The sequence below is a fragment of the Variovorax sp. PAMC28562 genome, assembly GCF_014303735.1.
In the GTDB taxonomy this organism is placed as follows: Bacteria; Pseudomonadota; Gammaproteobacteria; order Burkholderiales; family Burkholderiaceae_C; genus Variovorax.
Genome location: NZ_CP060296.1, coordinates 309087 through 334578, shown reverse-complemented (window position 1 = coordinate 334578; position 25492 = coordinate 309087). Strand labels below are relative to the sequence as shown.

The window sequence follows — 25492 nt, the reverse complement described above, 5'->3', positions numbered from 1 at the left end:
TGGTCAGCGGCCGGTGACCTTCTTGATGGTCGACCAGACGATCGGCGGCGTCAGCACGCGTGCCACCGCGAGGGCCTTGTCGATGGGACGACGGTCCATGAAGATCGTGTTGAGCATGTCGCGACTCGGTTTGCCGGCCTCGGGGCTGCTGTAGTAGTAGGCAGCGATCGAACGCCGCGGCCGGCCGTCGGGCGCGTTCAGTGGATCGGTATGACCGTGGTAGCTGGCCTTGCCGTGCAGCATGAAAACGCTGCGGCCGAACTCCGGCTGCACCTTGGTGATGCAGGCGTTTTTCTTCTTGTCCCAGAGCTCCAGCGCGGAGCCCCAGGTCGGCTCCCATCCCTTGTTGAGATAGGTGATGAACACCATCTCGTTGACCAGCCCCGATTCGGTGTGGCGTCCGAAATCGCGATGGATCGCGAACGAGGCGCCGGTGCGGCTCTCGTGCAGGCCGCCGCCATGCAATTGCGGGTCGGGCAGCAGGTACGGGCGGCCTGTGATGCTCGACACCCATTCGGTGAACCAGCCCGAGTTGACGATGTCGAAGTAAATTTGGGAAGCCGGCCCGAGGCGAGCCCCGATCACCGATCGGCGAAACGATTCGTAGCGGCTCTTGACGTCGAGCCAGCCGCCCGTCGTGAGCGTTTCGAATTCTTCGAGCACCAGCTCCAGCAGGCGCGGATTGAAGATGCCTTCGATCACCAGATGCGGAAAAGGCTTTGCGACCAGCAACTCATCGCGAAAGCGCTGGCGCTGCTCCGGCTCGAAGAGCTTGTAGTTGACCAGTTCATCCAATGGCAGCCGGACGCCGCGGATGGTTACCGTGTTAGCGACGGGAGCGCGCTCCAACTGTCCGATGGACGCAGCCTCCGTGGCCGATGTAAAGATTTCGGGCGGGACGCTGATCGACATGATGTGTTGGGCTTAAGGGTCGAATGTGTGTACGTTTGTATTAATGTATCTGAAAGTAGCGAAATGCTCAAATTTTCAGTTTGATCCGGATCAATGTTCTGGTCGACGTTATTTGGAAAGCAGGCGCATCGCCTCTTCCAGCCCCTTGAGCGTGAGCGGATACATGCGGTTGGACACCAGCTGCTGCATCACGGCGATGCTCTGGCGGTACTGCCAGACACCCTGGGGCTCCGGGTTGATCCAGGCGAATTTGGGGAAAGCATGCGTCAGGCGCGCCATCCATTCGGCGCCCGCTTCTTCGTTGTTGTATTCGACGCTGCCGCCCGGCTGCAGGATCTCGTAGGGGCTCATCGTGGCGTCGCCGACGAAGATGAGCTTGTAGTCCTTGTTGTACTTGCGCAGGATGTCGACCGTAGCGAACTTTTCCGAGAAGCGCCGCTTGTTGTTCTTCCACATGAAGTCGTAGACGCAGTTGTGGAAGTAATAGAACTCGAGGTGCTTGAACTCGGTCTTGACAGCTGAAAACAGCTCTTCGACGCGCTGGATATGTTCGTCCATGGTGCCGCCCACGTCCATCAGCAACAGCACCTTGACGTTGTTGTGGCGCTCGGGCCGCATCTTGATGTCGAGATAGCCGGCGTTGGCTGCGGTCGACTGGATGGTGTGGTCGAGGTCGAGTTCTTCTTCATGACCTTCGCGCGCGAACTTGCGCAGGCGCCGTAGCGCGATCTTGATGTTGCGCGTGCCCAGTTCCTGGCTGTCGTCGTAGTCCTTGTAAGCGCGCTGATCCCACACCTTGACCGCGCTCTTGTTCTTGCCGGCACCGCCGATGCGCACGCCTTGCGGGTTGTAGCCGCCGTTGCCGAAAGGCGATGTGCCGCCGGTGCCGATCCACTTGTTGCCGCCTTCGTGCCGCTCCTTTTGCTCCTCGAAACGCTTCTTCAATGTTTCCATGAGCTCGTCCCAGCCCATCTTTTCTATCTTGGCTTTTTCTTCGGCGGTGAACTCGCGCTCCAGCGTTTTGCGAAGCCAGTCGAGTGGCACTTCCTTGGTGAAGTCGGTCAGCGTGTCGACGCCCTTGAAGTAGCTGGCAAAGGCACGATCGAACTTGTCGTAGTGCTTCTCGTCCTTGACCAGCGAAGTGCGGCTCAGATAGTAGAAGTCATCGAGGCCGAAAGCATCGTCGGAGTTGGGTCCGACCACGTCGGCCTTCAGCGCTTCGAGCAGCACCAGGTATTCCTTGACCGACACCGGCAACTTGGCCGATCGCAGGGTGTAGAAAAAGTCGATCAGCATGGCGGATCACTCCTTGTCGTTTGCTTGCGCACGTGGCTTGTCGAGCAGATAGAGCAGTTGCGCCTTGACCTCCGGCCATTCGCCCGAGCGCAGGCTGTACATCACCGTGTCGCGGATGGTGCCGTCGCGGCGCATCGCATGGCCGCGGATCACGCCGTCTTTGCGGGCGCCGAGCCGCTCGATGGCGCGCTGCGACGCGTGGTTGAAGTTGTCGGTGCGCCATCCGACCACGTTGCAGCCGAGCACCTCGAACGCGTGGCTCAGCATCAGCAGCTTGCAGGTGGTGTTGACGTGCGTGCGCTGGCAGCGCTTCGCATACCAGGTGTAGCCGATCTCGACGCGTTTCACTGCGGGCAGGATGTCGTGATAGCTGGTACTGCCAAGCACGGTGCCGGTGGCCTGTTCGGTCACAGCGAAGGCGAATCGATTGCCGGCCTCGCGCATCTGCAATGCGGTCTCGATGTAGCCGCGCGTGTCTTGCGGCTCGGGCACCGAGGTAATACGCAATTTCCATAACTCGCCATCGGCCGCTGCGGCGCCCAAGCCCACTTCGTGCGAGAGCGCCAGCGGCACCAAGGCGATGCCGCGCGACGAGAGAGTGATCGGTTCGACGAAAGCCATCTGTTCAGCCTCTGGGGTTTCCATACCGGCGCGCGTACCAGACACGCGCCAACTGCAGCCCGCCACCGGCACCGAGGCCGACGAGCAGGATGCCGATCATTTCGCGGGCGCTGTAGCCGGCGCTGGCAAAGGCATCGATGCCGAACGCAATGCCGATCCAGCGACCCAGCAAGCCGCCGAGGACGAACAGCACCGCCTGCGCGACGCCGAGAATGAGCAACTGGCTCGTCGGGTGCGGTGTTTGAGCCATGGCCTCAGCGGTTGTTGCGCTGCATGAAGACGAGCTTCTCGAACAGCGTCACGTCCTGTTCGTTCTTGAGCAGCGCGCCGACCAGCGGCGGCACTGCCACCTTGTCTTCCTTGCTCTGCAACGCTTCGAGCGGAATGTCTTCAGCCACCAGCAGCTTGAGCCAGTCGAGCAGCTCGGAGGTCGAAGGCTTCTTCTTCAGGCCCGGCAAGTTGCGCACGTCGTAGAACGTCTTCATCGCAGCAGTCAGCAATTCCTGCTTCAGACCGGGGAAGTGCACGTCGACGATCTGCTTCATCGTGGAGGCGTCTGGAAACTTGATGTAGTGGAAGAAGCAGCGGCGCAGAAAAGCGTCGGGCAGTTCTTTCTCGTTGTTCGAGGTGATGAACACCAGCGGCCGGTGCTTGGCGCGAATGAGCTCGCGCGTCTCGTAGCAATAGAACTCCATGCGGTCGATTTCGCGCAGCAGGTCGTTCGGAAATTCGATGTCGGCCTTGTCGATTTCGTCGATCAGCAGTGCCACCGGTTCTTCTGCCGTGAAGGCTTGCCACAACACGCCCTTCAGGATGTAGTTGTGTATGTTCTTGACGCGCTCGCCACCGTCGACGTCTGCCAGTTGCGAATCGCGAAGGCGGCTGACGGCGTCGTATTCATACAGACCCTGTTGCGCCTTGGTGGTCGACTTGATGTGCCATTGGAGCAGCGGCAGTTCGAGTGCTTGCGCCACTTCTTCGGCCAGCATCGTCTTGCCGGTGCCGGGTTCGCCCTTGACGAGCAGGGGCCGTTTGAGCGTGATGGCGGCGTTGACTGCCAGCATCAGGTCTTGCGTGGCAACGTAGTTGTCTGAACCCTTGAATTTCATGGATGTAGCTGCAACAGGAGGGTGGATAAAAGAAGACAGTCGAGTCGCTATGCGGCCAGTGAGGCGCATTCCGCACGGGGCTGCTGAGAGCCGCCGCGTGAGCCGCCGCATATAATCGAAAGCTGATAGAGAAACCGAAATTTCCACGAGATTGTGCGCGCAAAATGAACAAGTTGTTGACCACGATATTTGCCTTCGCTGTCGCTTGCGTGACGTTTTCGGCCCAGTCCCAAACGCTCACCGGCAACGCAAAAGACGGCTCCAAAAAGATTGCCATGTGCGTGGGTTGCCACGGCATCGTCGGGTACCAGGCGAGCTTCCCCGAGATCCACAAGGTGCCGATGATTGCGGGCCAAAGCGCCACCTACATCGTGTCGGCACTCACTGCGTACAAGGGCGGCGATCGCAAGCACCCGACGATGCGTGCCATCGCCGATACCCTCGCCCCGCAAGACATCGTCGACCTCGCTGCGTACTACAGCCAGCTCGGCCTGAAAGAAGGCGCCGCGCCGCCGGCTGCGTTGGCCAAGGCGCCCAGCAAGGAAGTCGAAGCACTCATCGCGCGGGATTCGGCGAACGCCTGCACCAAGTGCCATGGCGCCAACTTCAACATGCCGAACGACGGCTCCGTGCCCAAGCTGGCCGGCCAGTATCCGGACTATCTTTTCGTCGCACTCAAGGCGTACAAGGCCGACAACCATCCGATGGTCGGCCGTGCCAACGCCATCATGGGCGGGCAAGCCAAGAGGTATAGCGTGGCTGAACTTAAGGTGCTGGCCAGCTACATCAGCACGTTGCCGGGCGAAGTGAAAACGGTGCCCGAGTCGCTCATTCACCGGTCTGATTGAAGATGCCGGTGAAGACGCCCGGTCAGGCGTCCCCGCACCATTGAAAAAGCCCGCTCGCAGCGGGCTTTTTTACGGTCGAGCTCACAACGCGATCTTGCGGCGCGTCATTGCACGGCAAACCGGGTTCAGACGTCGAAGAACACCGTTTCGCCATCGCCCTGCATACGAATGTCGAAGCGATATCGCACCGCGCCGTCTTGCGCCACGCGTTCCGCGATCAACGTGCCGCGGCGATCGGCGGGTACGCTTTGCAGCATGGTGTCATTCGCGTTGGCACCCGCTTCGTCGCTGAAATAGATTCGCGTGAAGGTGTGCAGCAACAGCCCTCGCATCGTCACGATGACGTTGATGTGCGGTGCCTCGCCCAATGTTTCGGCGCCGGGCTTCACCGTATGGAATACGAAGCGATTGCCGCTTTCGGTGCCCGTGCCGCAGCGGCCGAATCCCCGAAAGCTCGAGCTTCGCGCGTCGTCGACCGTTTGTGGATAGCGACCTTCGCCATCGGGCTGGCTGATCTCGACCAGCGCATCGCCGATCACATTGCCGTCGCCGTCGATCACGCGACCTTCGACCCGAATGCGCTCGCCTCTGGCGTTTTCGAGCGCCAGCACGGCGTCAAAAGGCTGGTCGAAGTCGTAGCCATATTGCGAGGCGGTGAGGCCGTAGGCGAAGTAGGGGCCTACGGTTTGGGAAGGGGTCTGGCCGAAGTCGGCTTCCAGTGCGCTCATCATGGTGCGAGTCTCCTTGTCGGTGTCTTTGTCTGGTGGACCATCAACGGTTTTCGAACGGCGTTTCGTCGGCGCCGCGCAGCACGATGTCGAACTGGTAGCCCAGTGCGTAGCCTTCTTGGGTGACGTCGAGGCTGAAGTCGGCGATCAAGCGGTTGCGATAGCGCTCCGGCGTGCCGGTGATCATCGGGTCGTACTGCATCAGCGGGTCTCCGGGAAAGTACATCTGCGTCACCAGGCGGCTCGCAAAATGCTGGCCGAACAGCGACAAGTGAATGTGCTGTGGGCGCCATGCGTTGGGATGATTGCCCCAGGGATAGGCGCCTGGCTTGATGGTCAGAAACCGATAGCGGCCTTCGCTGTCGGTCAGGCAGCGCCCGGCACCGAGAAAGTTGGGATCGAGCGGCGCATCGTGCTGGTCGACCTTGTGCACATAGCGGCCCGACGCGTTGGCCTGCCACAGCTCGACCAGCGTGTTGGCGACCGGGCGTCGACGCTCGTCGAGCACCTGGCCGGTCAGGATCATGCGTTCGCCCAACGGCTCGCCGTTCTTGCGCGCGTTGCGCGTCAGGTCGTGGTCGAACTCGCCGATGGCGTTGTGTCCGTAGACCGGTTGCTGCAGTTCGCCGAGCGATGCCTTGAGTGGAATCAGCGGCTGTTGCGGGCCGCGCTTCAAGGTCGACTTGTAGCCCGGGTAGATGTACGAGGGATGGCTGGCCCAGTCGCGCGGTGAGAGCGTCGCCAGGGGCTTTGGGTTTCGGTCCAGCATGTTTTTTGTGTCCAGTCTGAATTTCTTGAGGATGTCTCGTCGGTATTTCAACGGCGGGCCTTACTTTAGAAGTCGCCTCCGATCATGTAAATTGAAGATTCCGTCTTTTTCGATAATCAAAGGTAATTGAAAACCGTCCCCCTTCTTTCCTCGCTGGCCTTCGCTCGCAACGTGCAACTGCGTCATTTGCGATGCTTCGTCGCGATCGCGCAGGAGCGCCATTTGGCACGGGCAGCGGAGCGACTGGCGCTGAGCCAGCCGGCCATTTCGAAGACATTGGCAGAGCTCGAGACGCTTGCCGGCACGCGTCTGGTCGAGCGCAGCAGTGCCGGTCGGCGCGGCGTTCAGGGCCTGACGCCGATGGGCGAGCAGTTGCTCGGCCACGCGCTGCGCGTGCTGGAGGCGGTGGACGCCAGCGCGCAGGCGATCGCGCCCACTGCGGGTGACCGACTAGAGCGGTTGCGCATCGGCGCGCTGCCGAGCGTGGCACCCGCGCTGCTGCCGCTGGCGCTGGCCCGCCTGCGCAGCCATTGGCCAGCATTGCAGGTGACCGTGAAGAGCGCTGCCAACGCGGTGCTGCTCGACGCGTTGCGCGCAGGAGAACTCGACCTCGTCGCTGGCCGCATGAGCGATCCGCAGCTGATGAAGGGCTTGAGCTTCGAGTTGCTCTACGCCGAGCCGCTGGTGTTCGTGGCACGGAATGGGCACCCGCTGGCCCGGCGTGCAGCGTCGGTACAGGCGGTGCTCGCCTATCCGCTCGTGTTGTTCGCCGAGGGCACGATCCCGCGCCACAGCACCGAGAGTTTCTTTTCCGCGCGCGGCCTCGCAGTGCCACCAAACGCATTGGAGACGCTGGACCTGATGGTGGCGCGCGCGTTGGTGGCGCAGTCCGATGCGGTCTGGATCACGCCGCTAGGCGCTGTCCACGACGACCTGCAGGCCGGCACGCTGTCACGGCTGCGCATCCAGACATCCGGCACCGAAGAACCGGTCGGGCTGCTGCTGCGCAGCGAAGCCGAGCCGTCGGCCGCCTGCAATGCGATGGTGGGGCTGTTGCGCGAGTCGGCCCGGCAAGGCCAGGAGCCCAAGCGCACCGGCCGGCTCAGTGCGTCTCGCACTCCTCGATGAAGCTTTCGAGCAGCTTCTTGAGCTGACTGGTCTTGCGCGGCCCCAGCGCCTCTTCCAGCTGACCGTGGTGCGCGTCGACGCTCTTCTTCAGGCGCGCCACCGTTTCGAGCCCGAGGTCGCTGATGTAGACGAGCACGCGACGGCTGTCCGATGCGTCGGCCGCACGCTGCACCAAGCCCCGGCTCACCAATTTGTCTATGTTCTTCGTCAACGCCGGGTGGTTGAGCAGCACCGTCTCCGCCAGATCACCCATCGAGCGCCCGTACTCGTCGGCGAGCACCTGGAGGATGCGCCAGTGCTCTTCTGTCACCTCTTCAGCAGCGATCGACTGCGCCAGCCCGATGCGCATGCGCCGGTTGGCGGAGGCCAGCAGATAGGCCAGGTACTGTGAGATGTCTTGCTCAGGCATGGGTGTGGCGGTAGGCTTTGTCATGAAGACGCAGGGTATCTTTCCAGTTTAGCAACGATCGTTTTCCTTGGAAAGCATTGGCGCGATTTTTGCGACACTTCAATCCCTGTTGCCATCTTGGTGCAATGCCTGGGAGCTCCGATGTTTTCATCCCTTGAATCGGTCATGCGTCGCTCGCCCGTACCTGCGCCGAATGGCGGCACCTGGCACTTGCCGCGTCCCCCGCACCCACCGCTAGCGCGTACGGAACTCAATATCGCGCTCTGCGTGCCGCTCGGCGGATCGGCAGGTATATGGGGGCCGTCGGCGCTCGCGTGCGCGAAGCTCGCAGTGTCTGAACTCAACCGCGAGGCCGGTATCGGCGGCCGGTCCTGCCGTTTGCTGACGGTCAACGCCGCAGACGACTCAGCCGACATCGAGGCCGCACTGACCGAACTGGTGCACGCTGGCGATATCGACGCGATCATCGGCATGCACACCAGTGCAGTGCGCCAACGCATCCTGCGCGCCGTCGGTGGCCAGATTCCTATCATCTACACCCCGCTATATGAAGGTGGAGAGTCGTCCGCTGGCGTGTTCGCGATCGGTGAGACCACGGCCCGCCAACTGCAGCCATCCATCGCCTGGCTGGGCCAGCGAAAACGCCCACGGCGCTGGTTCGCGATCGGCAACGACTACATCTGGCCGCAAATGTCGCATCGCATGGCGCGCGGCTACATCGCCGAGGCAGGCGCTGCCATGGTCGGCGAGAGCTACGTTCCGTTCGGCACTACGGATTTTTCGGCAGCGCTCGACGCGCTGCGGCAGTGCCGTGCCGACGCCGTACTGGTGTCCCTCGTCGGCCAAGATGCCATCGAGTTCAACCGAGCGTTCGGCCGTGCCGGGCTGCACCGCGAAATGCTGCGCCTGTCGTGTGCCGTTGGAGAGAACGAGCTGCTGGGAATCGGCGCCGACAACTCGGAGGAACTCTATGTCGCGTGCGGCTATTTCGCCACGCTCGACACCGAGTCCAACCTGGCGTTCAAGGAGCGCTATCACGCGCACTTCGGCGAACGCGCACCCACGCTCAACACCTTCGGCCAGTCGACCTACGAAGGCATGCATTTCCTCGCGGCGCTGCTCGACGGCCATCTCCAGACGGACATCGACCGCAAGCACCTGGGCCACGCGCCACTGGTTTACCGCAGTGCCCGCGACGCCGCATACGACGGCAGTGGCATCAACCGCGTGCCGATCTATCTTGCACGCGCCGAGGGCAATACTTTTCGCGTGCTGACACGTTTTTAGAAGCGGTGGATCGACGCATTTTATTTTCCAAGGAAAATAAAATGCTTGACGTAGGAACTATCGACTCACAAAATTCGGTCAACATTCAACGCAAAAGACGGAGTCAGCCATGGCCATCAAGCGCCCCACCATCGACCAGTTGCAAGACGTTGCCCTGAGTCTCGGCATCCATCTGTCCGAATCGCAAGCGGCCAGCTATAACGCGCTGCTGCAGGGCAACTTCGATGCCTACGATGTGATCGATGCGATGCCCGACTACCAGCCCGTCGTCAGCTACGCGCGCACGCCCGGCTACCGCCCCTCTGGCGAAGAAAACAAGTACGGCGCCTGGTACATCAAGACCACGATCAAAGGCAAGCCGGGCGGCAAGCTCGACGGCAAGACGGTCGTGCTCAAAGACAACGTGTGCCTGGCCGGCGTGCCCATGATGAACGGCGCCTCCACGCTCGAGGGCTACATGCCGAACGTCGACGCGACGGTCGTCACACGTCTGCTCGACGCCGGCGCCACGGTGGTGGGCAAGTCGGTCTGCGAGTACTTCTGCTTTTCCGGCGGCTCGCACACCAGTTCGTCGGGGCCGGTGCACAACCCGCACCGCATGGGGTATTCGGCGGGCGGCTCGTCGTCCGGCAGCGCAGCGCTGGTCGCCGCTGGAGAAGTCGACCTCGCCATCGGTGGCGACCAGGGCGGCTCGATCCGCATGCCCGCTTCCTACTGCGGTATCTATGGCATGAAGGCCACGCACGGACTCGTGCCCTACACCGGCGTGATGCCGATCGAGCTGACCATCGACCACACCGGTCCGATGACCAACAACGTCACCGACAACGCGCTGATGCTCGAAGTGCTTGCGGGGCCCGATGGGCTCGACCCGCGTCAGCATGCGGGCCAGGAATCCAAGCCCTACGCCGAACTCATGAAAGGCGGCGTCAAGGGCATGCGCATCGGCATCGTCACCGAAGGCTTCGGCTGGCCGCAGTCCGACCCTTTGGTGAACGAAAAGGTGCGCAAGGCGGCCGAGGTGTTCACCGGGCTCGGCGCCATCGTGAGCGAAGTGTCGGTGCCCATGCATGCGGTCGGTCCGGCGATCTGGTTGCCGATCGCGGCCGAGGGCGCGACCCAGCAAATGATGAAGGACAACGGGCACGGCTTCAACTGGAAGGGCCTGTACGTCACCAGCATGGTCGACTTCCACGCGGGCTGGAAACAGCGGGCCGACGAGTTGTCGGAAACGCTCAAGCTCACCATGGTGCTGGGCGAGTATTTCATCCAGCACTACCGCGGCCACTTCTACGCCAAGTCGCAGAATCTGTCGCGCCAGTTGACGGCCGCCTACGACAGCTCGCTCGCCAACTTCGACCTGCTCCTTATGCCCACCCTGCCCATGACCGCCACGCCGTTGCCCGCCGCTGGTGCACCGGTCGAGGAAGTGATCGGCCGTGCCTTCGAAATGCTGCCCAACTGCTGCCCGTTCGACGTGACCGGCCATCCGGCCATGAGCGTGCCGTGCGGCCTGGTCGATGGCATGCCGGTCGGGATGATGCTGGTCGGCAAGTTCTACGACGAAGCCACGATCTACCGCGCCGCCTTCGCATTCGAGCAGGCCGGCGACTGGAAGGCCATCTGAGCTCGGCCCCTGTCCTTCCAATTTTCGTTCCGCAGTTCTTCTTTCAATAAAACCACGACGGCACCCGCCGTTAATCTTCGAGGAGTTTGTTCATGGATCGTCGTTCCTTCATCCACGGTTCCGCCGCCGCACTCGCCGGTTCCGCCTTGCCGCTGTTCCCGATGGCTGCCATGGCCGCCGACGAAATCGTCGTCGGCAGCATCATCGACATGTCGGGCGGGCTCGACATCTACGGCAAGCCGATGGCCGACTGCATGACGCTCGCGGTCGAGGAGCAGAACGCTGCCGGCGGGTTGCTCGGCAAGAAGATCAAGCTCGCGACGTACGACCCGCAATCGAACATGCAGCTCTATGCGCAGTTCGCGCAACAGTCGGCGTTAAAGGACAAGTCGACGGTCGTGATGGGTGGCATTACGTCCGCCTCGCGAGAGGTGATTCGCCCGGTGCTCACGCGCAACAAGACGCTCTATTTCTACAACACGCAGTACGAAGGTGGCGTGTGCGACCGCAACACCTTCTGCACTGGCGTCACGCCGGGCCAGACCGTTGCCAAGCTCGTTCCGTATGCCATGAAGAAGTGGGGCAAGAAGGTCTACGTGGTGGCGGCCGACTACAACTACGGCCAGATCACGTCGCAGTGGGTCAAGAAGTTCGTACAGGAAAACGGGGGCTCGGTCGCATCCATCGACTTCTTCCCGCTCGACGTCACGAACTTCGGTCCAACCATCTCGAAGATCGAGCAGGCCAAGCCCGACATGATCGTCTCCGCGCTGGTCGGTGGCGCGCACATCGCTTTCTACCGCCAATGGGCCGCAGCAGGCCTCACCAAGAAGATTCCGCTCGCATCGACCACCTTTGCCGGCGGCAACGAGCATATCGTTCTGTCGCCCGCCGAGGCGGATGGCTTCCTGGTCTCGTACAACTATTTCCAGAACGTCGACACGCCGGAGAACAAGGCTTTCAAGGAGCGCTTCTACAAGCGCTTCGGTGCCGACTATCCGAACATCACCGAACTCGCGATGGGCACCTACCAGGGCTTCAAGCTGTGGGCAGAGGCTGTCAAGAAGGCGGGTTCCATCGACCGCGAGAAGATGATCGCGGCGCTGGAGAGCGGCATCACAATCGACGGCCCGAGCGGCAAGGTGTCGATCGACCCCGAGACGCACCACTGCGTGCTCAATGTGAGGATCGCCGAGGTCCGCAACAAGCAGCTCAACATCGTGGAGACGTTCCAGCAGCAGCCGCCGGTCGACACCAGTGCGGTCTGCAATCTGAAGAAGAACCCGAAGGACAACCAGCAGTACGTGATCAAGGCATAGGCCAAGGTTAGGCAAGGCAAAAGGAGAAGCGCGCCGACATGGATCTCGCACTCATCGTTTTCATCCAGGTGCTCTACGCGGTGGCGAGCCTGGTCATCATCTCGGCCGGTCTGGCTGTCATCTTTGGAATGATGAAGGTCATCAATCTCGCACATGGCGAGTTCATGATGCTCGGTGCGTATGCCGTGATCGCCGCGCTCAAGGTGGGGATCAACCTCTGGGTCGCGATATTCATCGTCGCGCCGATCGCGGTCGGCATCGTCGGTGTGGTGCTGGAGCGGCTGGTCATTCGCCGCCTCTACGGCCGCATGGTCGACACCATGCTGGCGACCTGGGGTCTGTCGCTGCTGCTGGTGGGCATCGTCACTTCGGTGGCGGGCAACACCACGGCCGGCGTCTCGGCGCCGCTCGGCAGCTTTTCGATCGGTGCGTATTCGGTCAGTGGCTACACGTTGGTGATCATCGCGGTCGCCGTCGTACTTTCGCTCGCCATCCGCTTTGTGCTCACGCGCACGCAGTTCGGCTTGATCGCACGCGGCACCATGCAAAAGCCCGACATGGCCAACGCGCTCGGCATCAGCCCGAGCCGCGTGTACTCGGTGACCTTCGCGGTCGGTGCGGCGTTGTCAGGGCTGGCTGGCGGATTGCTCGCGCCATTGACCGGCGTGGTGCCGACCATGGGCGCGGCCTTCGTGGCCAAGGCCTTCATCACCGTGATCGGCGGCGGACCGGCGATCCTCGCCGGCCTGCTCGGCGCCTCGTCGCTGTTCGGTGCCATCAACCAGCTCGCCACCTTCGTCACCACGCCGGTGCTGGGCGAGGTGGCACTGCTGCTGGCCGCCATCATCATGCTGCGCCTGTTGCCGCAAGGCATCACCGGCCGCTTCTTCAAAGGCTCTTTGTGAATCGATTCGCCAACTCCTGGGGGAGTGCCGCGCTGTGTCTCGCGATCGGCATCGCGTTGATGTTCGGGCTGCCCGGCGTCATGGACGATTACACGCTGATCGAGGTCACCATCTATGCGGTGATGGCGATCTTGTCGGTTAGCTTGGCCTTCATCTGGGGCTTTGGCGGCATCCTGTGCTTCGGGCAGGCCGCGTTCTTCGGGCTGGGCTCGTACACCTACGCTATCGCGGTGGTGAACATGGGCGACAGCACCGTGCCATTTCTGCTCGCGATCGTGGTGCCGGCGCTGTTTGCCACGCTGCTCGGCTACGTGATTTTCTATGGCCGGTTGTCCGATGTGTACATGGGCGTGATCACGCTGACGGTCACGCTCATCCTGTTCAACCTGATCAACTCGACGGCCGGTCCGGAATGGCGCATCGGCAGCGCGCCGCTCGGCGGCTTCAACGGCATTCCGGCGATACCGACGCTCAACTGGCCCGGGCAACAAGACGAAGTGCTGACGCCCAAAGACCTGTTCTACGTCACCTTCACCTGCCTGCTGATGGTCTACGTCCTGCTGCGCGTGCTGATCGCCTCGAAGATCGGGCGCGTCATCATCGCGGCCAAGGAGAACGAGCAGCGCGTGCTGCTGCTGGGCTACGACGCCCGTGCATATAAGCTCTTCAGCTTCATGCTCGGTGGCGCCATCGCGGGCCTGGCCGGCTGCCTGTTCGCCAACTGGGGCGCGTTCACCAGCCCCACGATCTTCGGGCTCGCACAATCGGCTCAGATCATCATTTGGGTCATCGTCGGTGGGCTGGGAACATTGGTCGGCCCGGTGGTCGGCGCGGTCGCGATCCAGTGGCTCACCTCGCAGATCGGCACGCAGCAGGTCTTCAACTCGAACCTGGTGCTGGGCGGCATCCTGGTGGTGTTCGTGCTGCTGGTGCCCAAGGGCATCGTGCCCAGCATCGGGCAATTGCTTGAGTTGGCGTGGCGCCGCATGCGGCGGCCTGCGGTTTCGCCCGCACCCAAGCCCTCGCCCAAACCCGCTTCGTCAGCTGCCGCAGTCGGTGCAGCTTTGGTTGAATCGCCACGCGCACTGACGACTTCGGAGCAGGTGCAATGACGCCGCTGATCGAAACCCGCGGCCTCAACGTGCGCTTCGGCGGTGTGCATGCCACGCGCGACGTCAACTTCTCGCTGGCCGAGAACGAGCTGCGCTGCGTGATCGGCCCTAACGGCGCCGGTAAGAGCACCTTCTTCAAGCTGCTGACCGGGCAGGTCAAACCGACTTCGGGGCAGATCCTTTTTCGGGGCAAGGACATCTCCAACATGCAGCCGCACGAGCCGGGCCGTCTCGGCATCGGCATCAAGACGCAGGTGCCGAGCTTGTTCAACGGACTCAGCGTTTGGGAGAACGTGTGGCTGTCGGCGCGCCGGCTCAACAGCACCGCGCATGCCAATCGCATCACGGGCGAAACGCTGGAGCGCGTTGGCATGGCAGCGTATCGCAACGTGCAGGCCGGGCTGCTCGCGCACGGCATGCGGCAATGGGTCGAAATCGGCGTGGTGATCGCGGCCGATCCGCCGCTCATCCTGCTCGACGAGCCCGCCGCCGGTATGAGCGACGCCGAGGTGGCGCGCACCGCCGAGCTCATCCTGGAAATCAACCGCCAGCATGCGCTGGTGGTGGTGGAGCACGACATGAACTTCATCCGCATGATCGCGCGCAAGGTCACTGTGTTGCACCAGGGCGCAGTGATCATGGAAGACACGCCGGACCGCATCATGAGCGACCCGTTGATCCAGCAGATCTATCTCGGCAAGAAGCCGCACTGACCGGAGCCACGCATGCTGGAAGTCTCTGGCCTTCACGCCGGCTACGGCGCCATCCCCGTGCTGCACGACATCTCGCTGCGGATAGCGACGGGCGAATCGGTCGGCATCCTCGGCCACAACGGCATGGGCAAGACGACCATGCTGCGCACGCTGATCGGCGCGTTGCGCGCCACGACCGGCACGGTCCGCTTCAACGACACCGACGTCACGCGCTACGCACCGCACGCGCGGGCCAAGCTCGGCATGGCCTACGTGCCGCAGGGGCGGGAGATATTTCCGACGCTGAGCGCGATGGACAACCTGCGCATGGGCCTGGTCAAGACCGGCGAGCGCTCGCTCGACACGATCGAGGCATTGCTGCAGGACTTTCCAAGGCTCAAGCCGCTGCTCGACCGGCCTGGTGGATCGCTCTCCGGCGGCGAGCAGCAGCTGCTGTCGCTGGCGCGCGCGCTGGCCGGCAAGCCCACGCTGCTGCTGCTCGACGAGCCGACCGAAGGCATCCAGCCTTCGATCATCGAAGAGATCGCCGAGACACTGGCGTCGCTGCGCGACCGCATGAAGCTGACGATCGTGCTGGTCGAGCAGAACCTCGAATTCATCGCCGCGGTGTCGCAACGCGTGCTCGTTATCAAGCGCGGCCAGATCGGCGAGGAGATCCCGCGCGAGCACTTGGGCGATTTCGAAATCATGAGTCAATACACAGGAGTACATGGATGACCAACGATTTGCATTACCTGGAGCTGGTCGATATCGGCCAGCGCATTCAAAAGAAGGAACTCTCGCCGGTCGAGGTCACGCAGGCGCAGCTCGACCGCATCGGCAAAGTCGACGGCGCGCTCAAGAGCTACGTGACCGTGATGGCCGAGCAGGCGCTGGCCGACGCGCGCAAGGCGGAGGCCGAGATCGCCAGGGGCGAGATTCGCGGGCCGCTGCACGGCGTGCCCGTGGCGGTAAAGGACCTGTGCTGGACCCAGGGTGTGGCCACGGCGGCCGGCATGACGCTCTACAAGGACTTCGTGCCGACCGAAGACGGCACCGCTGTGCGCAAGCTGCGCGAAGCCGGCGCCGTCATCCTCGGCAAGCTGCAGCTCACCGAAAGCGCCTACGCCGACCATCATCCGACCGTCACGCCACCCGTCAACCCGTGGAATGCGGCCCATTGGTCGGGCGCTTCGTCGAGTGGCTCGGGCGTGGCCACGGCGGCCGGGCTTTGCTACGGCTCGCTCGGCACTGATACGGGCGGATCGATCCGCTTTCCCTCGTCCGCCAACGGGCTCACCGGCCTCAAGCCGACCTGGGGCCGTGTGAGCCGCTACGGTGCATTCGAACTGGCTGCGACGCTCGACCATATCGGCCCGATGACGCGCAGCGCGGCCGACGCCGGCGCGATGCTCGGTGCCATTGCCGGCGCCGATCCGAAAGACCCGACCGCCAGCTTGGCGGCCGTGCCCAACTACCTCGCCGGCATGAAGCGCGGCCTGCGCGGCCTGCGCGTTGGCATCGACTCGCGCTGGAACGAAGAAGGCGTCGACGCCGCCACCCTCAAGGTGATGGTCGGCGCACTGGCTGCCGTGCGCGAACTTGGAGCAGACGTGCGCGAAGTGACTTTCCCCGACCCGGCGCAGGTCATCGTCGACTGGTTCCCGCTCTGCGGTATCGAAGCTGCAGTGGTGCACCAGTCGACCTACCCGGCACGCAAGGACATGTACGGCCCGGCGCTGTCGGGCCTGCTCGACCTGGGCCATGCGCAGACCGGCATGGACTACCAGAAGATCGTGCTCAACCGCTTGGCGTTCACCGGGAAGGTGCGAGCGATGTTCGAGGGCATCGACCTGCTGTTGATGCCGTCGCAAGGCGTAGCGTCTCCCACGCTCGAACGCATGCTGACCTTCGGTACCGACGCCGAAATGATGTCCGCGATGCTGCGCTACACCTGCCCGCTCGACACCAGCGGCAGCCCGACCATCACGCTGCCCGGTGGCTTCACCGATGCCGGCACGCCGGTCGCTTTCCAGTTCGTTTCGCGCCATTTCGAGGAAGAGTTGCTGGTGCGTGCCGGCTGGGCCTTTCAGCAGGCCACCGACTGGCATCAGCGACACCCGGCACTCTAAACGTCCGTGCTGGCGAGCCGACCATCGGCCGACCCGACGCGCAAGGTGCGGCTGCTCGAGGCCGGGCGCGGTGCACTTCGCAACACGGGAGTCGACTGGGCTTTTCGCACCCTACCGAAAGCCGGTGCCGCGGCCGGCGCATAAAGTGTCAGCGCGACCGAATTCATCCTGAAAGAAGCACACCGATGACCTGGCTCGACACCTCCATCATGCGAACGCGCGGCGTGGCGCAGGGCCGCACGCCCGACCTTCACCAGCTGACCGAAGCGAAGCAGGGCAAGTACCACTACACCATTGGCCCGTACTCCGACCCGGTGCTGCACGTTCGGCCCGGAGACCGTGTCGTGGTCGAGACGCGCGATGCCTTCGAAGGTGCGATCAAGACCGAGCAGGACCTGCCGTCGCGCGTGCTCACCATGCCCTTCGTGAACCCGCAGAACGGCCCGATCATGGTCGAGGGCGCCGAGAAGGGCGACGTGGTCGCGGTGTACATCGAGTCGATGGCACCGCGTGGTCCCAACCCACGTGGCACCTGCGCAATGATCCCGCACTTCGGCGCGCTCAGCGGCACGGCGTTTACCGCGCTGCTGGCCGATCCGCTGCCCGAGATCGTCCGCAAGATCGACCTCGACGAGCAGGGCGTCTACTGGAGTAAGCGCGTCACGCTGCCGTACCGGCCGCACATCGGCACGCTGAGTTGCTCGCCCGAAATCGATTCCATCAATACGCTCACGCCCGACCAGCACGGCGGCAACATGGACCTGCCCGACATGGGGCCGGGCAGCATCACTTACCTGCCGGTACAGAGCCCGGGTGCGCGGCTCTTCATCGGCGACGCGCATGCCTGCCAGGGCGACGGCGAGGTCTGCGGCACTGCCGTCGAGTACCCCAGCACCACCACCATCCAGGTCGATCTCATCAAGGGCTGGCGGCTCGACTGGCCGCGGCTCGAGAACGAGCGCGTGATCATGGCCATCGGCAGCGCACGTCCGCTCGAAGACGCCACCCGCATCGCGTACCGCGAGCTGGTGCTGTGGATGGAAGCGGAGTACGGATACGACCGCTGGGACGCCTACATGATGCTGAGCCAATGCGGCCAGGTGCGACTCGGCAATTTCGTGGACCCCAAGTACACGGTCGGCGCCGGCATTTCCAAGACCTATCTCGCCCCGGGCTGAAGCCCACAACCAAAGGAACTCACATGGACCTCGGACTCAAGGGACTCAACGCGCTGGTCACCGGTGGCACCAAAGGCATCGGCCGCGCCATTGCGCAGACCTTCGCGGCAGAGGGCACAAACGTGGGCATCTGTGCTCGCAACGCCGACGAGGTGGCGCAGACCGTCGCAGAACTGTCGGCCTACGGCGTCAAGGTGTTCGGCCATGCGGTGGACGTCGGCGACGGGCCCGCGCTCAAGGACTGGGTACTGGCGGCGGGCGACGCGCTGGGCGGCATCGACATCGTGGTCGCGAACGTGAGCGCCCTCGCCATTGCGAACGACGAGGCCGGCTGGCAGCGAGGTTTCGAGGTCGACATGATGGGCACGGTGCGGCTGGTGGACGCCGCCATGCCGCGACTGGAACGCAGCCCTCACGCGGCCATCGTCACCATATCGAGCGTCTCGGGCCGCGAGATCGATTTCGCCGCCGGACCCTATGGCGCCTTCAAGGCCGCGATCGTGCATTACACGCAGGGGCTGGCGCATCAACTGGCGGCCAAGCGCATCCGCGCCAACTCGGTGTCGCCTGGCAACACCTACTTCAAGGGCGGCGTGTGGGACCAGATCGAGCAGGGCAACCCCACGCTCTACGCGCAGGCGCTGGCCCTTAACCCGACCGGGCGCATGGGCACGCCACAGGAAATGGCCAACGCTGCAGCGTTTCTCGCGAGCCCGGCGGCGAGTTTCGTCACCGGTACCAACTTGGTGGTCGACGGCGCGCTCACGCGCGGCGTTCAGCTGTAGGCGCGACGCCCGTCAATCGCGCGTCGCGCGGCGCTGCACGCAGGCGGTGTAAGCATCGCCATCGGGCGGGCGTCCGGCACGCTGGCTTTCCCACATCATCTGGCCGAGGCATTCCATCGCCTCGTGGTGCGCGTCGAGCAGTGAGTCGCGTCGTGCGGCGAGCAACTCGACAGCCTGGCGGATGCCGCGCGGCTGATCGATGGAGCACTGCTCGCTGATCGACAGGTGCATCGACAGGTGCAGGAACGGGTTTTCGCGCCCGTTCGCGCCGTCGTAGGTACGTGCGACCGCGGCATCGGCATCGGCCAGGTCGGCGGCGTATTCGGGGTGCGCGTCGATCCAGCCGGCGGCGATCGTTTCTAGCGGCTCCATCGGCAAGCCCTCGCGGTGCTTGGCGTAGACGTCGCAAAAGAAGCGGCGAACTTCTTCCTGGGAGGGATTGAACATGACGCCGAGGCTAGCATTGCCTATCATTCCTCGACCCGATTGCGGTTTTGCAAGGAGACACGAGCAATGAGACAAGCACGATGAAAACCATCAAAGGCCCCGCCATCTTTTTGGCGCAGTTTCTCGGCGCCACAGCGCCTTTCGACACGCTCGAATCGCTCGGCGCCTGGGCGGCTGGCCTCGGCTACAAGGGCGTGCAAATCCCGTGTGACCCACGCCTGATCGACCTGAAGACCGCTGCTGCCAGCAAGACCTATTGCGACGAACTCAAAGGCAAGCTGGCGCTGCACGGCGTCGAGATCACCGAGCTGTCGACGCACCTCCAAGGCCAGTTGGTCGCGGTGCATCCGGCCTACGACGAGCCCTTCGATGCCTTCGCGGCGCCCGAAGTGCGCGGCAATCCGGCGGCGCGCCAGAAGTGGGCGGTACAGCAACTGATGTACGCGGCGCAGGCCTCGCAGAATCTGGGATTGACCGCACACGCGACCTTTTCCGGCGCGCTCGCCTGGCCGTACCTGTACTCATGGCCGCCGCGCCCGTCGGGGTTGATCGAGACTGCATTCGATGAACTGGCAAGGCGCTGGAAGCCCATCCTCGACCGCTTCGACGATGCGGGTGTCGACGTCTGCTACGAGATCCATCCCGGTGAAGACCTGCACGACGGCGTGACCTACGAGATGTTTTTGGAACGCGTCGACAACCATCCGCGTGCCTGCCTGCTCTACGACCCGAGCCACTTCGTGTTGCAGCAACTCGACTACCTCGCCTACATCGACCACTACCACGAGCGCATCAAGATCTTTCATGTGAAAGACGCTGAGTTCAACCCGACCGGCAAGCAGGGCGTGTACGGCGGTTTTCAGAGCTGGATCAACAGGGCAGGGCGCTTCCGTTCGCTGGGCGACGGCCAGGTCGACTTCAAGGCGATCTTTTCGAAGATGGCGCAGTACGACTTTCCGGGCTGGGCGGTGCTGGAGTGGGAGTGCTGCATCAAGCACCCTGAAGACGGCGCGCGGGAAGGCGCGACATTCATTGCCGAACACATCATTCGCGTGGCGGACCGGGCCTTCGATGACTTCGCGGCCGGCAATGCCAGCGACGATGGCGCGGGCGTCGCGATGAATCGGCGGATGCTCGGGCTCGGCTGATAGAGCGCGGAGCGGGGATAGAAGCGGCTCAGAGCAAACGGGAAATCTGCTGCGCCGAGGCAAGCAGCGCCGGCAGCATGGTCTCCTGCATCACCTTGGCACTGGTGCGATTGGCCTGCCCGCTGATGTTGAGCGCGGCGACCATGCGGCCAGAGCGATTCACGATGGGCGCGGCGATCGAGATGAGCCCTTCTTCGAGTTCCTGATTGACCAGGCACCAGCGCTGTCGGCGCGCCTGAATCACCTTGGCGAGCAAAGCATCGACATCGGTCACGGTGTGCTTTGTTAGCGCCTCGGGCGGTGCGGCTTCGAGCCGTGCGAGCACTTCGGCATCGTCCAGGTCGGACAGCAGCAGCCGGCCCATCGACGTACACCAGGCTGGCAGCCGCGAGCCGACGCCCAGGCTGATGCTCATGATCTTTTGCGTGGCCACGCGCATCACGTAGACGATGTCGGTGGCGTCGAGCACGGCGGCGGAACACGACTCGTGCACCTGCTGCACCAGCGCCTCCATCACCGGCTCGGCGCGGTTCCAGATCGGCATCGACGACAGGTAGGCAAAGCCGAGGTCGAGGATGCGCGGCGTCAGCGCGAAGAGCTTGCCGTCGCTCTCGACATAGCCCAAAGTCTGCAGCGTGAGCAGGATGCGTCGTGCGCCGGCCCGCGTGAGCCCGCTGGCCGCGGCGACCTCGCTGAGCGTTTGCCGCGGTGCGCTGGCGTTGAACGATCGGATGACCTCGAGCCCGCGCGCGAACGACTGCACATAGGTATCGCCAGGGCGTGGCTTGTCGGTTTGTTTCGTGGTGGTTGCCATGGCGCAGTGGATCTCCTAAAATTCATTATAAGAACAATTGTTCTACATGCGAACAAATTGGCAGTCGAACGATTAGCGAACACGCAGACGGATTTCTCGGTAATTTCCCTCGCTGCTCCCCAACCCACAGGAGACAAATTCCATGATCAACAAGATCGCCCGCTCCATCGCTGAAGCGATGGCCGGCATCCAGGACGGCTCGACCGTTCTCATCGGCGGCTTCGGCACCGCCGGCATTCCCAACGAACTGATCGACGGACTGATCGCACAAGGCGCAACAGACCTGACCATCGTCAACAACAACGCCGGCAACGGCGAGGCGGGACTGGCTGCGCTGCTCAAGGCGGGCCGTGTGCGCAAGATCATCTGCAGCTTTCCGCGCCAGGCCGACAGCCAGGTGTTCGATGGCCTGTACCGCACCGGCAAGCTGGAGCTCGAACTGGTACCCCAAGGCAATCTGGCCGAGCGCATTCGCGCAGCGGGTGCGGGCATCGGCGCTTTCTTTTGCCCAACGGGCTACGGAACGCAGTTGTCGGGCGACCGCGAAACGCGCGTCATCGGTGGCGTTCAGTACGTGCTCGAGTACCCGATTCAAGGCGACGTCGCGCTCATCAAGGCCGAACGCGGCGACCGCTGGGGCAACCTGGTCTATCGCAAGGCCGCGCGCAACTTCGGCCCGGTGATGGCCATGGCCGCGAAGAAGACCATCGCCACCGTGCACGAGATCGCCGAGCTCGGCACGCTTGACCCGGAGACCATCGTCACGCCGGGCATCTTCGTTCATCAGGTCGTGCAGATCGAGCGTGTCGCCACGCAGGCCGGCGGCTTCAAAAAGGCAGCGTGATCATGACCACCACAACCGCAACCTACCAGCGCCGCACCAAAGACCAGCTTGCCGCCCGCGTCGCGCAAGACATCTTCGACGGCGCCGTCGTCAACCTCGGCATCGGCCAGCCAACGCTCGTCGCCAATCACTTGCCTGCGGGACGCGAGGTCATCCTTCAAAGCGAGAACGGCATCCTCGGCATGGGCCCTGCGCCTGCGGCTGGCGAAGAGGACTACGACCTCATCAATGCCGGCAAGCAGCCCGTCACGCTGCTGCCCGGCGGCTCGTTCTTTCATCACGCCGACAGCTTCGCGATGATGCGCGGTGGCCATCTCGACATCTGCGTGCTCGGTGCTTTCCAGGTGTCGGCCACCGGCGACCTGGCCAACTGGCATACCGGCGAGAAAGACGCGATCCCGGCGGTCGGCGGTGCGATGGACCTGGCCATCGGCGCCAAGCAGACCTGGGTGATGATGGATCTCCTGACCAAGCAAGGCGCGAGCAAGCTGGTCAAGGAATGCACCTACCCGCTGACCGGCATCGGGTGCGTGAAGCGTGTGTATTCCGATCTCGCCACGCTGGAATGCACGCCCGATGGGCTGAAGCTGATCGACAAGGTCGAAGGCCTCGCCCACGATGAATTAGAGAAGCTGGTCGGCCTTCCGATCGCCGCCTGACAACTACCTGAAAGAGACAAGACCATGAGCAAGAACGAAGCCTTTATTTGCGACGCCATCCGCACGCCCTTCGGCCGCTACGGCGGTGCTCTCAGCAGCGTTCGCACCGACGATCTCGGCGCCGTGCCGCTGCGCGCCTTGATGGAGCGCAACAAGCAAGTCGACTGGCAAGCCGTCGGCGATGTGCTCTACGGCTGCGCCAACCAGGCCGGTGAAGACAACCGCAACGTGGCGCGCATGTCGTCGTTGCTGGCCGGACTGCCGCTCGAACTCGGCGGCGCCACCATCAACCGGCTCTGCGGTTCGGGGCTCGACGCAGTCGGCTCCGCAGCGCGTGCCATCAAGGCCGGCGAGACGGGGTTGATGATCGCCGGTGGCGTCGAGAGCATGAGCCGCGCACCGTTCGTGATGCCCAAGGCCGAGAGCGCGTTCGGCCGCGCTAACGCCGTGTACGACACGACCATCGGCTGGCGCTTCATCAACAAGAAGATGAAAGAGCTCTATGGCGTGGACTCCATGCCCGAGACCGCCGAGAACGTTGCGACCGACTACAAGATCGAGCGTGAAGCGCAAGACCGCATGGCGCTGGCATCGCAGCAGCGCGCTGTCGCTTCGCAGAAGTCGGGCTTCTTCGACAGCGAGATCGTGTCTGTCACCGTGCCGCAGAAAAAGGGAGAGGCCATCGTTGTGAGCAAGGACGAACATCCGCGTGACACCACGATGGAAGCGCTTGCCAAGCTCAAGGGCGTGGTCCGTCCCGATGGCACCGTGACGGCCGGTAACGCCAGCGGTGTGAACGATGGCGCATGCGCTCTGCTGCTGGCGAGCGAGTCGATGGCGGCCAAGAACGGTCTGATACCCCGTGCGCGTGTCGTCGGCATGGCGACGGCCGGTGTGCCGCCTCGCGTGATGGGCATCGGCCCGGCACCTGCTACGCAAAAGGTGTTGGCGCTCACTGGCTTGACGATCGACCAGATGGACGTGATCGAGCTCAACGAAGCCTTCGCGGCGCAAGGCCTCGCGGTGCTGCGGCTGCTCGGCCTGAAGGACGACGACGCGCGCGTCAACATCAACGGCGGTGCTATTGCCTTGGGCCATCCGCTGGGTGCCAGCGGCGCGCGGCTTGCCACGACCGCGGTGAACCAGTTGCACAAGGGTGGCGGCCGCTATGCGCTGTGCACGATGTGCATTGGCGTCGGCCAGGGCATCGCGGTCATCCTCGAGCGCGTCTGACCTTTTCGTGTTGTTTTTGTTTCTCGGTGTTATCCCTCGCGCTTTGTGCGGCGTGAAAGGACCATATCGTGTGCTTCATGCCGAGGGTTGAGGCCTTTAGTTTTAAGGCGGACGGGCTGCGCCGAAAAGCATACGGGCGAGTTAGCCAAAAGGCGAATAGGAACTCCGCGCGTCACATGTGAGACTCGCCCTTCGACAAATTGCTCATCGGCGTCTGCAACGGAGAAAAGATCATGGAACTGTTTACACAAGCGGAGTTTTTCGCCGGACTTTTCTCGATCGTCGGCGCCGGAATTTTGATCGTCATCGTGGTCAGCCGGTCGCCCAAGCAATTGGGTGACGAGATGGCGAATCGGGTTCAGGAAACGGTGACGCTGCTCGGCCGGCTCGATGACTCGATAGACACCGGCGCGCGCCAGTTCGAAGCTGCTGGAGCCCCGGGGCGCCGCAGCGGATGGACCGGACCGGCCTCGCGCTGAAAAAAGCCACTGACGAAGTCCTCCGTGCCGCTCGATCGCCGAGCCTTGTGGACCAGTGCCGTCCGCGGCACTGCCGGGGCCTGAAGCCGCACCCAGTGCACCCAGCCTGAGCGACGTATTGCCAAGCGGCGGATTGCCGATTAGTTTGCCGCTGTAACGCGCGGCGGCGGCTTGTGCATGATGGCGGGCTTTCCTTCTTCATGCACCGCCGACCCGGAGCTCATCCCATGACCACATCACGTCTCATCATTCTTACCGGTGCCTCGCGCGGCATGGGTCGCGCCATGGCCGGCCGCCTCCTGCAGCCGGGCAACAAGCTGCTGTGCATCTCTCGGCGCAGCGACCCATCACTTGCAGCGCAGGCGAGCTCACGCGGCACCGGTCTCGAGCAATGGGAGCAAGACCTGGCCGACCCGGTGGCTGCGGCCGAACGCGTGGCGACGTGGCTCGCTCAGCAAGACGGGCAGGCGTTCGACGAGGTGACGCTCATCAACAACGCAGGCACCATCGGCGATCCGCGTCCGCTGGCCACGGCCGACGTAGCGGTGCTTGCGCAAGCCATGCGCGTCGGCCTCGAGGCACCGTTGCTGCTGACCTCCGTTTTCTTGCATGCGACCAAAGACTGGCGCAGCGTGCGCAAGGTGCTGAACATATCGTCGGGCCTCGGGCGCAACGCGATGGCGAGCCAGGCGTCGTACTGCGCCGCCAAGGCCGGCATGGACCACTTCACGCGCGCTGTGGCGCTCGAAGAAGCCGCAGCGCCGAACGGTGCACGCATCGTGTCGCTGGCACCGGGCGTGATCGACACCGACATGCAGGTGCAGATGCGCGCCACCGATCCTGCCCTCTTTGCAGACCGTGGTCGCTTCGTCGATATGCAGGAGAAGGGGCTGCTCGATTCGCCCGATGCGGCCGCCACCAAGGTGCTGGCTTACCTCGAGCGGCCGGACTTCGGCAGCAAGCCGGTGGCGGATGTACGGGATGCGGCCTGAAAGCTTGGCCGACCTCTGC

The 25492-nt window shown here is 63.5% G+C and carries 28 protein-coding genes; 18 read left to right on the top strand and 10 right to left on the bottom strand.

All coding sequences use genetic code 11. The features are described 5' to 3' along the window. Window positions 1–3: 3 nt before the first annotated feature. From H7F36_RS01665 to H7F36_RS01645, 5 genes are all read right to left on the bottom strand, one after another. The gene (locus tag H7F36_RS01665) at window positions 4–912 is read right to left on the bottom strand and encodes a 2OG-Fe(II) oxygenase (protein WP_187053048.1); all 909 of its coding nucleotides are present in this window, start codon (window positions 910–912) and stop codon (window positions 4–6) included. Window positions 913–1020: 108 nt separating this feature from the next. Further along, window positions 1021–2208 (bottom strand): vWA domain-containing protein, encoded by a 1188-nt coding sequence (locus H7F36_RS01660; protein WP_187053047.1) that lies wholly within the window; start codon window positions 2206–2208, stop codon window positions 1021–1023. A 6-nt stretch (window positions 2209–2214) separates the two neighbouring features. Continuing rightward, window positions 2215–2829 (bottom strand): GNAT family N-acetyltransferase, encoded by a 615-nt coding sequence (locus H7F36_RS01655; protein WP_187053046.1) that lies wholly within the window; start codon window positions 2827–2829, stop codon window positions 2215–2217. Window positions 2830–2833: 4 nt separating this feature from the next. After that, a complete protein-coding gene (locus H7F36_RS01650; protein WP_187053045.1) occupies window positions 2834–3079 on the bottom strand; it encodes a hypothetical protein in 246 nt (81 codons plus the stop codon). A gap of 4 nt (window positions 3080–3083) precedes the next feature. Beyond that, entirely contained in the window at window positions 3084–3938 is an 855-nt protein-coding gene (locus H7F36_RS01645) for an AAA family ATPase (protein WP_187053044.1), read from the bottom strand. Between the two features lie 164 nt (window positions 3939–4102). Between H7F36_RS01645 and H7F36_RS01640 the strand changes: the two genes are divergently transcribed. After that, complete coding sequence (locus H7F36_RS01640; RefSeq protein WP_187053043.1) at window positions 4103–4786, top strand: c-type cytochrome; 684 nt, start codon at window positions 4103–4105, stop codon at window positions 4784–4786. A gap of 125 nt (window positions 4787–4911) precedes the next feature. Here the strand turns inward: H7F36_RS01640 and pcaG are convergent, their stop codons facing one another. Both pcaG and pcaH read right to left on the bottom strand, forming a co-directional pair. Continuing rightward, window positions 4912–5517 carry a protocatechuate 3,4-dioxygenase subunit alpha gene (gene pcaG / locus H7F36_RS01635; RefSeq protein WP_410003059.1) on the bottom strand — a complete coding sequence of 202 codons (606 nt, stop codon included), beginning with the start codon at window positions 5515–5517 and terminating at the stop codon, window positions 4912–4914. A 40-nt stretch (window positions 5518–5557) separates the two neighbouring features. Then, on the bottom strand, window positions 5558–6283 hold the full coding sequence (gene pcaH / locus H7F36_RS01630) for a protocatechuate 3,4-dioxygenase subunit beta (RefSeq protein ID WP_187053042.1): 726 nt from the start codon (window positions 6281–6283) through the stop codon (window positions 5558–5560). Window positions 6284–6409: 126 nt separating this feature from the next. On the opposite strand from pcaH, the gene H7F36_RS01625 reads away from it, so the two are divergent. Next, window positions 6410–7411 carry a LysR substrate-binding domain-containing protein gene (locus H7F36_RS01625; RefSeq protein WP_261802465.1) on the top strand — a complete coding sequence of 334 codons (1002 nt, stop codon included), beginning with the start codon at window positions 6410–6412 and terminating at the stop codon, window positions 7409–7411. On the opposite strand, the gene H7F36_RS01620 is transcribed toward H7F36_RS01625, so the two are convergent. Further along, entirely contained in the window at window positions 7386–7844 is a 459-nt protein-coding gene (locus tag H7F36_RS01620) for a MarR family winged helix-turn-helix transcriptional regulator (protein ID WP_261802464.1), read from the bottom strand. The genes H7F36_RS01625 and H7F36_RS01620 overlap by 26 nt on opposite strands. Window positions 7845–7961: 117 nt before the next feature. Here H7F36_RS01620 and H7F36_RS01615 point away from each other — a divergent pair, with 117 nt between their 5' ends. The 10 genes from H7F36_RS01615 to H7F36_RS01570 all read left to right on the top strand — a co-directional run bounded on the left by H7F36_RS01615 (window position 7962) and on the right by H7F36_RS01570 (window position 18857). Beyond that, window positions 7962–9107: a substrate-binding domain-containing protein gene (locus tag H7F36_RS01615; RefSeq protein WP_261802463.1), complete on the top strand. Its 1146-nt coding sequence runs from the start codon at window positions 7962–7964 to the stop codon at window positions 9105–9107. Window positions 9108–9216: 109 nt separating this feature from the next. Continuing rightward, on the top strand, window positions 9217–10734 hold the full coding sequence (locus H7F36_RS01610; RefSeq protein ID WP_187053041.1) for an amidase: 1518 nt from the start codon (window positions 9217–9219) through the stop codon (window positions 10732–10734). A 92-nt stretch (window positions 10735–10826) separates the two neighbouring features. Continuing rightward, window positions 10827–12053 (top strand): ABC transporter substrate-binding protein, encoded by a 1227-nt coding sequence (locus H7F36_RS01605; RefSeq protein ID WP_222620423.1) that lies wholly within the window; start codon window positions 10827–10829, stop codon window positions 12051–12053. A 38-nt stretch (window positions 12054–12091) separates the two neighbouring features. After that, complete coding sequence (locus H7F36_RS01600) at window positions 12092–12958, top strand: ABC transporter permease subunit (protein WP_187053039.1); 867 nt, start codon at window positions 12092–12094, stop codon at window positions 12956–12958. Beyond that, a complete protein-coding gene (locus H7F36_RS01595; protein WP_261802462.1) occupies window positions 12955–14070 on the top strand; it encodes a branched-chain amino acid ABC transporter permease in 1116 nt (371 codons plus the stop codon). The genes H7F36_RS01600 and H7F36_RS01595 overlap by 4 nt, the downstream gene beginning before the upstream one ends. Then, window positions 14067–14783 (top strand): ATP-binding cassette domain-containing protein, encoded by a 717-nt coding sequence (locus tag H7F36_RS01590; protein ID WP_187053038.1) that lies wholly within the window; start codon window positions 14067–14069, stop codon window positions 14781–14783. Before H7F36_RS01595 ends, H7F36_RS01590 begins: the two co-directional genes overlap by 4 nt. Window positions 14784–14795: 12 nt before the next feature. Continuing rightward, window positions 14796–15500 carry an ABC transporter ATP-binding protein gene (locus H7F36_RS01585; protein WP_187053037.1) on the top strand — a complete coding sequence of 235 codons (705 nt, stop codon included), beginning with the start codon at window positions 14796–14798 and terminating at the stop codon, window positions 15498–15500. After that, window positions 15497–16894 carry an amidase gene (locus H7F36_RS01580; protein WP_187053036.1) on the top strand — a complete coding sequence of 466 codons (1398 nt, stop codon included), beginning with the start codon at window positions 15497–15499 and terminating at the stop codon, window positions 16892–16894. The genes H7F36_RS01585 and H7F36_RS01580 overlap by 4 nt, the downstream gene beginning before the upstream one ends. Before the next feature lie 185 nt (window positions 16895–17079). Continuing rightward, window positions 17080–18072 (top strand): acetamidase/formamidase family protein, encoded by a 993-nt coding sequence (locus tag H7F36_RS01575; protein ID WP_187053035.1) that lies wholly within the window; start codon window positions 17080–17082, stop codon window positions 18070–18072. Window positions 18073–18095: 23 nt separating this feature from the next. Further along, complete coding sequence (locus H7F36_RS01570) at window positions 18096–18857, top strand: SDR family NAD(P)-dependent oxidoreductase (protein ID WP_187053034.1); 762 nt, start codon at window positions 18096–18098, stop codon at window positions 18855–18857. 12 nt (window positions 18858–18869) lie between these two features. Here H7F36_RS01570 and H7F36_RS01565 read toward each other — a convergent pair whose 3' ends face one another. Continuing rightward, on the bottom strand, window positions 18870–19304 hold the full coding sequence (locus H7F36_RS01565) for a DUF1841 family protein (protein WP_187053033.1): 435 nt from the start codon (window positions 19302–19304) through the stop codon (window positions 18870–18872). A gap of 80 nt (window positions 19305–19384) precedes the next feature. Between H7F36_RS01565 and H7F36_RS01560 the strand changes: the two genes are divergently transcribed. Next, entirely contained in the window at window positions 19385–20452 is a 1068-nt protein-coding gene (locus H7F36_RS01560) for a sugar phosphate isomerase/epimerase family protein (protein ID WP_187053032.1), read from the top strand. 28 nt (window positions 20453–20480) lie between these two features. Here the strand turns inward: H7F36_RS01560 and H7F36_RS01555 are convergent, their stop codons facing one another. Then, window positions 20481–21266 carry an IclR family transcriptional regulator gene (locus tag H7F36_RS01555; RefSeq protein ID WP_187053031.1) on the bottom strand — a complete coding sequence of 262 codons (786 nt, stop codon included), beginning with the start codon at window positions 21264–21266 and terminating at the stop codon, window positions 20481–20483. A gap of 142 nt (window positions 21267–21408) precedes the next feature. Here H7F36_RS01555 and H7F36_RS01550 point away from each other — a divergent pair, with 142 nt between their 5' ends. The 5 genes from H7F36_RS01550 to H7F36_RS01530 all read left to right on the top strand — a co-directional run bounded on the left by H7F36_RS01550 (window position 21409) and on the right by H7F36_RS01530 (window position 25473). Continuing rightward, on the top strand, window positions 21409–22110 hold the full coding sequence (locus tag H7F36_RS01550; RefSeq protein WP_187053030.1) for a 3-oxoacid CoA-transferase subunit A: 702 nt from the start codon (window positions 21409–21411) through the stop codon (window positions 22108–22110). Window positions 22111–22112: 2 nt separating this feature from the next. Further along, window positions 22113–22769, top strand: coding sequence for a 3-oxoacid CoA-transferase subunit B (locus H7F36_RS01545; RefSeq protein ID WP_187053029.1), 657 nt, complete (start codon window positions 22113–22115; stop codon window positions 22767–22769). A gap of 24 nt (window positions 22770–22793) precedes the next feature. After that, complete coding sequence (pcaF, locus tag H7F36_RS01540) at window positions 22794–24002, top strand: 3-oxoadipyl-CoA thiolase (RefSeq protein ID WP_187053028.1); 1209 nt, start codon at window positions 22794–22796, stop codon at window positions 24000–24002. A 200-nt stretch (window positions 24003–24202) separates the two neighbouring features. Then, window positions 24203–24481: a hypothetical protein gene (locus tag H7F36_RS01535; protein ID WP_187053027.1), complete on the top strand. Its 279-nt coding sequence runs from the start codon at window positions 24203–24205 to the stop codon at window positions 24479–24481. 227 nt (window positions 24482–24708) lie between these two features. Next, on the top strand, window positions 24709–25473 hold the full coding sequence (locus tag H7F36_RS01530; protein ID WP_187053026.1) for an SDR family NAD(P)-dependent oxidoreductase: 765 nt from the start codon (window positions 24709–24711) through the stop codon (window positions 25471–25473). Window positions 25474–25492: the final 19 nt, after the last annotated feature.

What these genes read in the sequence shown, in the direction of transcription:
- H7F36_RS01585 (WP_187053037.1), top strand. Translation starts at nt 14,796, where the DNA reads ATGCTGGAAGTCTCTGGCCTTCACGCCGGCTACGGCGCCATCCCCGTG.
- H7F36_RS01660 (WP_187053047.1), bottom strand. Translation starts at nt 2,208, where the DNA reads ATGCTGATCGACTTTTTCTACACCCTGCGATCGGCCAAGTTGCCGGTG.
- H7F36_RS01575 (WP_187053035.1), top strand. Translation starts at nt 17,080, where the DNA reads ATGACCTGGCTCGACACCTCCATCATGCGAACGCGCGGCGTGGCGCAG.
- H7F36_RS01555 (WP_187053031.1), bottom strand. Translation starts at nt 21,266, where the DNA reads ATGGCAACCACCACGAAACAAACCGACAAGCCACGCCCTGGCGATACC.
- H7F36_RS01580 (WP_187053036.1), top strand. Translation starts at nt 15,497, where the DNA reads ATGACCAACGATTTGCATTACCTGGAGCTGGTCGATATCGGCCAGCGC.
- H7F36_RS01605 (WP_222620423.1), top strand. Translation starts at nt 10,827, where the DNA reads ATGGATCGTCGTTCCTTCATCCACGGTTCCGCCGCCGCACTCGCCGGT.
- H7F36_RS01655 (WP_187053046.1), bottom strand. Translation starts at nt 2,829, where the DNA reads ATGGCTTTCGTCGAACCGATCACTCTCTCGTCGCGCGGCATCGCCTTG.
- H7F36_RS01610 (WP_187053041.1), top strand. Translation starts at nt 9,217, where the DNA reads ATGGCCATCAAGCGCCCCACCATCGACCAGTTGCAAGACGTTGCCCTG.
- H7F36_RS01650 (WP_187053045.1), bottom strand. Translation starts at nt 3,079, where the DNA reads ATGGCTCAAACACCGCACCCGACGAGCCAGTTGCTCATTCTCGGCGTC.
- pcaG (WP_410003059.1), bottom strand. Translation starts at nt 5,517, where the DNA reads ATGATGAGCGCACTGGAAGCCGACTTCGGCCAGACCCCTTCCCAAACC.
- H7F36_RS01645 (WP_187053044.1), bottom strand. Translation starts at nt 3,938, where the DNA reads ATGAAATTCAAGGGTTCAGACAACTACGTTGCCACGCAAGACCTGATG.
- pcaH (WP_187053042.1), bottom strand. Translation starts at nt 6,283, where the DNA reads ATGCTGGACCGAAACCCAAAGCCCCTGGCGACGCTCTCACCGCGCGAC.
- H7F36_RS01570 (WP_187053034.1), top strand. Translation starts at nt 18,096, where the DNA reads ATGGACCTCGGACTCAAGGGACTCAACGCGCTGGTCACCGGTGGCACC.
- H7F36_RS01620 (WP_261802464.1), bottom strand. Translation starts at nt 7,844, where the DNA reads ATGACAAAGCCTACCGCCACACCCATGCCTGAGCAAGACATCTCACAG.
- H7F36_RS01600 (WP_187053039.1), top strand. Translation starts at nt 12,092, where the DNA reads ATGGATCTCGCACTCATCGTTTTCATCCAGGTGCTCTACGCGGTGGCG.
- H7F36_RS01665 (WP_187053048.1), bottom strand. Translation starts at nt 912, where the DNA reads ATGTCGATCAGCGTCCCGCCCGAAATCTTTACATCGGCCACGGAGGCT.
- H7F36_RS01565 (WP_187053033.1), bottom strand. Translation starts at nt 19,304, where the DNA reads ATGTTCAATCCCTCCCAGGAAGAAGTTCGCCGCTTCTTTTGCGACGTC.
- H7F36_RS01550 (WP_187053030.1), top strand. Translation starts at nt 21,409, where the DNA reads ATGATCAACAAGATCGCCCGCTCCATCGCTGAAGCGATGGCCGGCATC.
- H7F36_RS01560 (WP_187053032.1), top strand. Translation starts at nt 19,385, where the DNA reads ATGAAAACCATCAAAGGCCCCGCCATCTTTTTGGCGCAGTTTCTCGGC.
- H7F36_RS01545 (WP_187053029.1), top strand. Translation starts at nt 22,113, where the DNA reads ATGACCACCACAACCGCAACCTACCAGCGCCGCACCAAAGACCAGCTT.
- H7F36_RS01590 (WP_187053038.1), top strand. Translation starts at nt 14,067, where the DNA reads ATGACGCCGCTGATCGAAACCCGCGGCCTCAACGTGCGCTTCGGCGGT.
- H7F36_RS01640 (WP_187053043.1), top strand. Translation starts at nt 4,103, where the DNA reads ATGAACAAGTTGTTGACCACGATATTTGCCTTCGCTGTCGCTTGCGTG.
- pcaF (WP_187053028.1), top strand. Translation starts at nt 22,794, where the DNA reads ATGAGCAAGAACGAAGCCTTTATTTGCGACGCCATCCGCACGCCCTTC.
- H7F36_RS01615 (WP_261802463.1), top strand. Translation starts at nt 7,962, where the DNA reads ATGTTTTCATCCCTTGAATCGGTCATGCGTCGCTCGCCCGTACCTGCG.
- H7F36_RS01530 (WP_187053026.1), top strand. Translation starts at nt 24,709, where the DNA reads ATGACCACATCACGTCTCATCATTCTTACCGGTGCCTCGCGCGGCATG.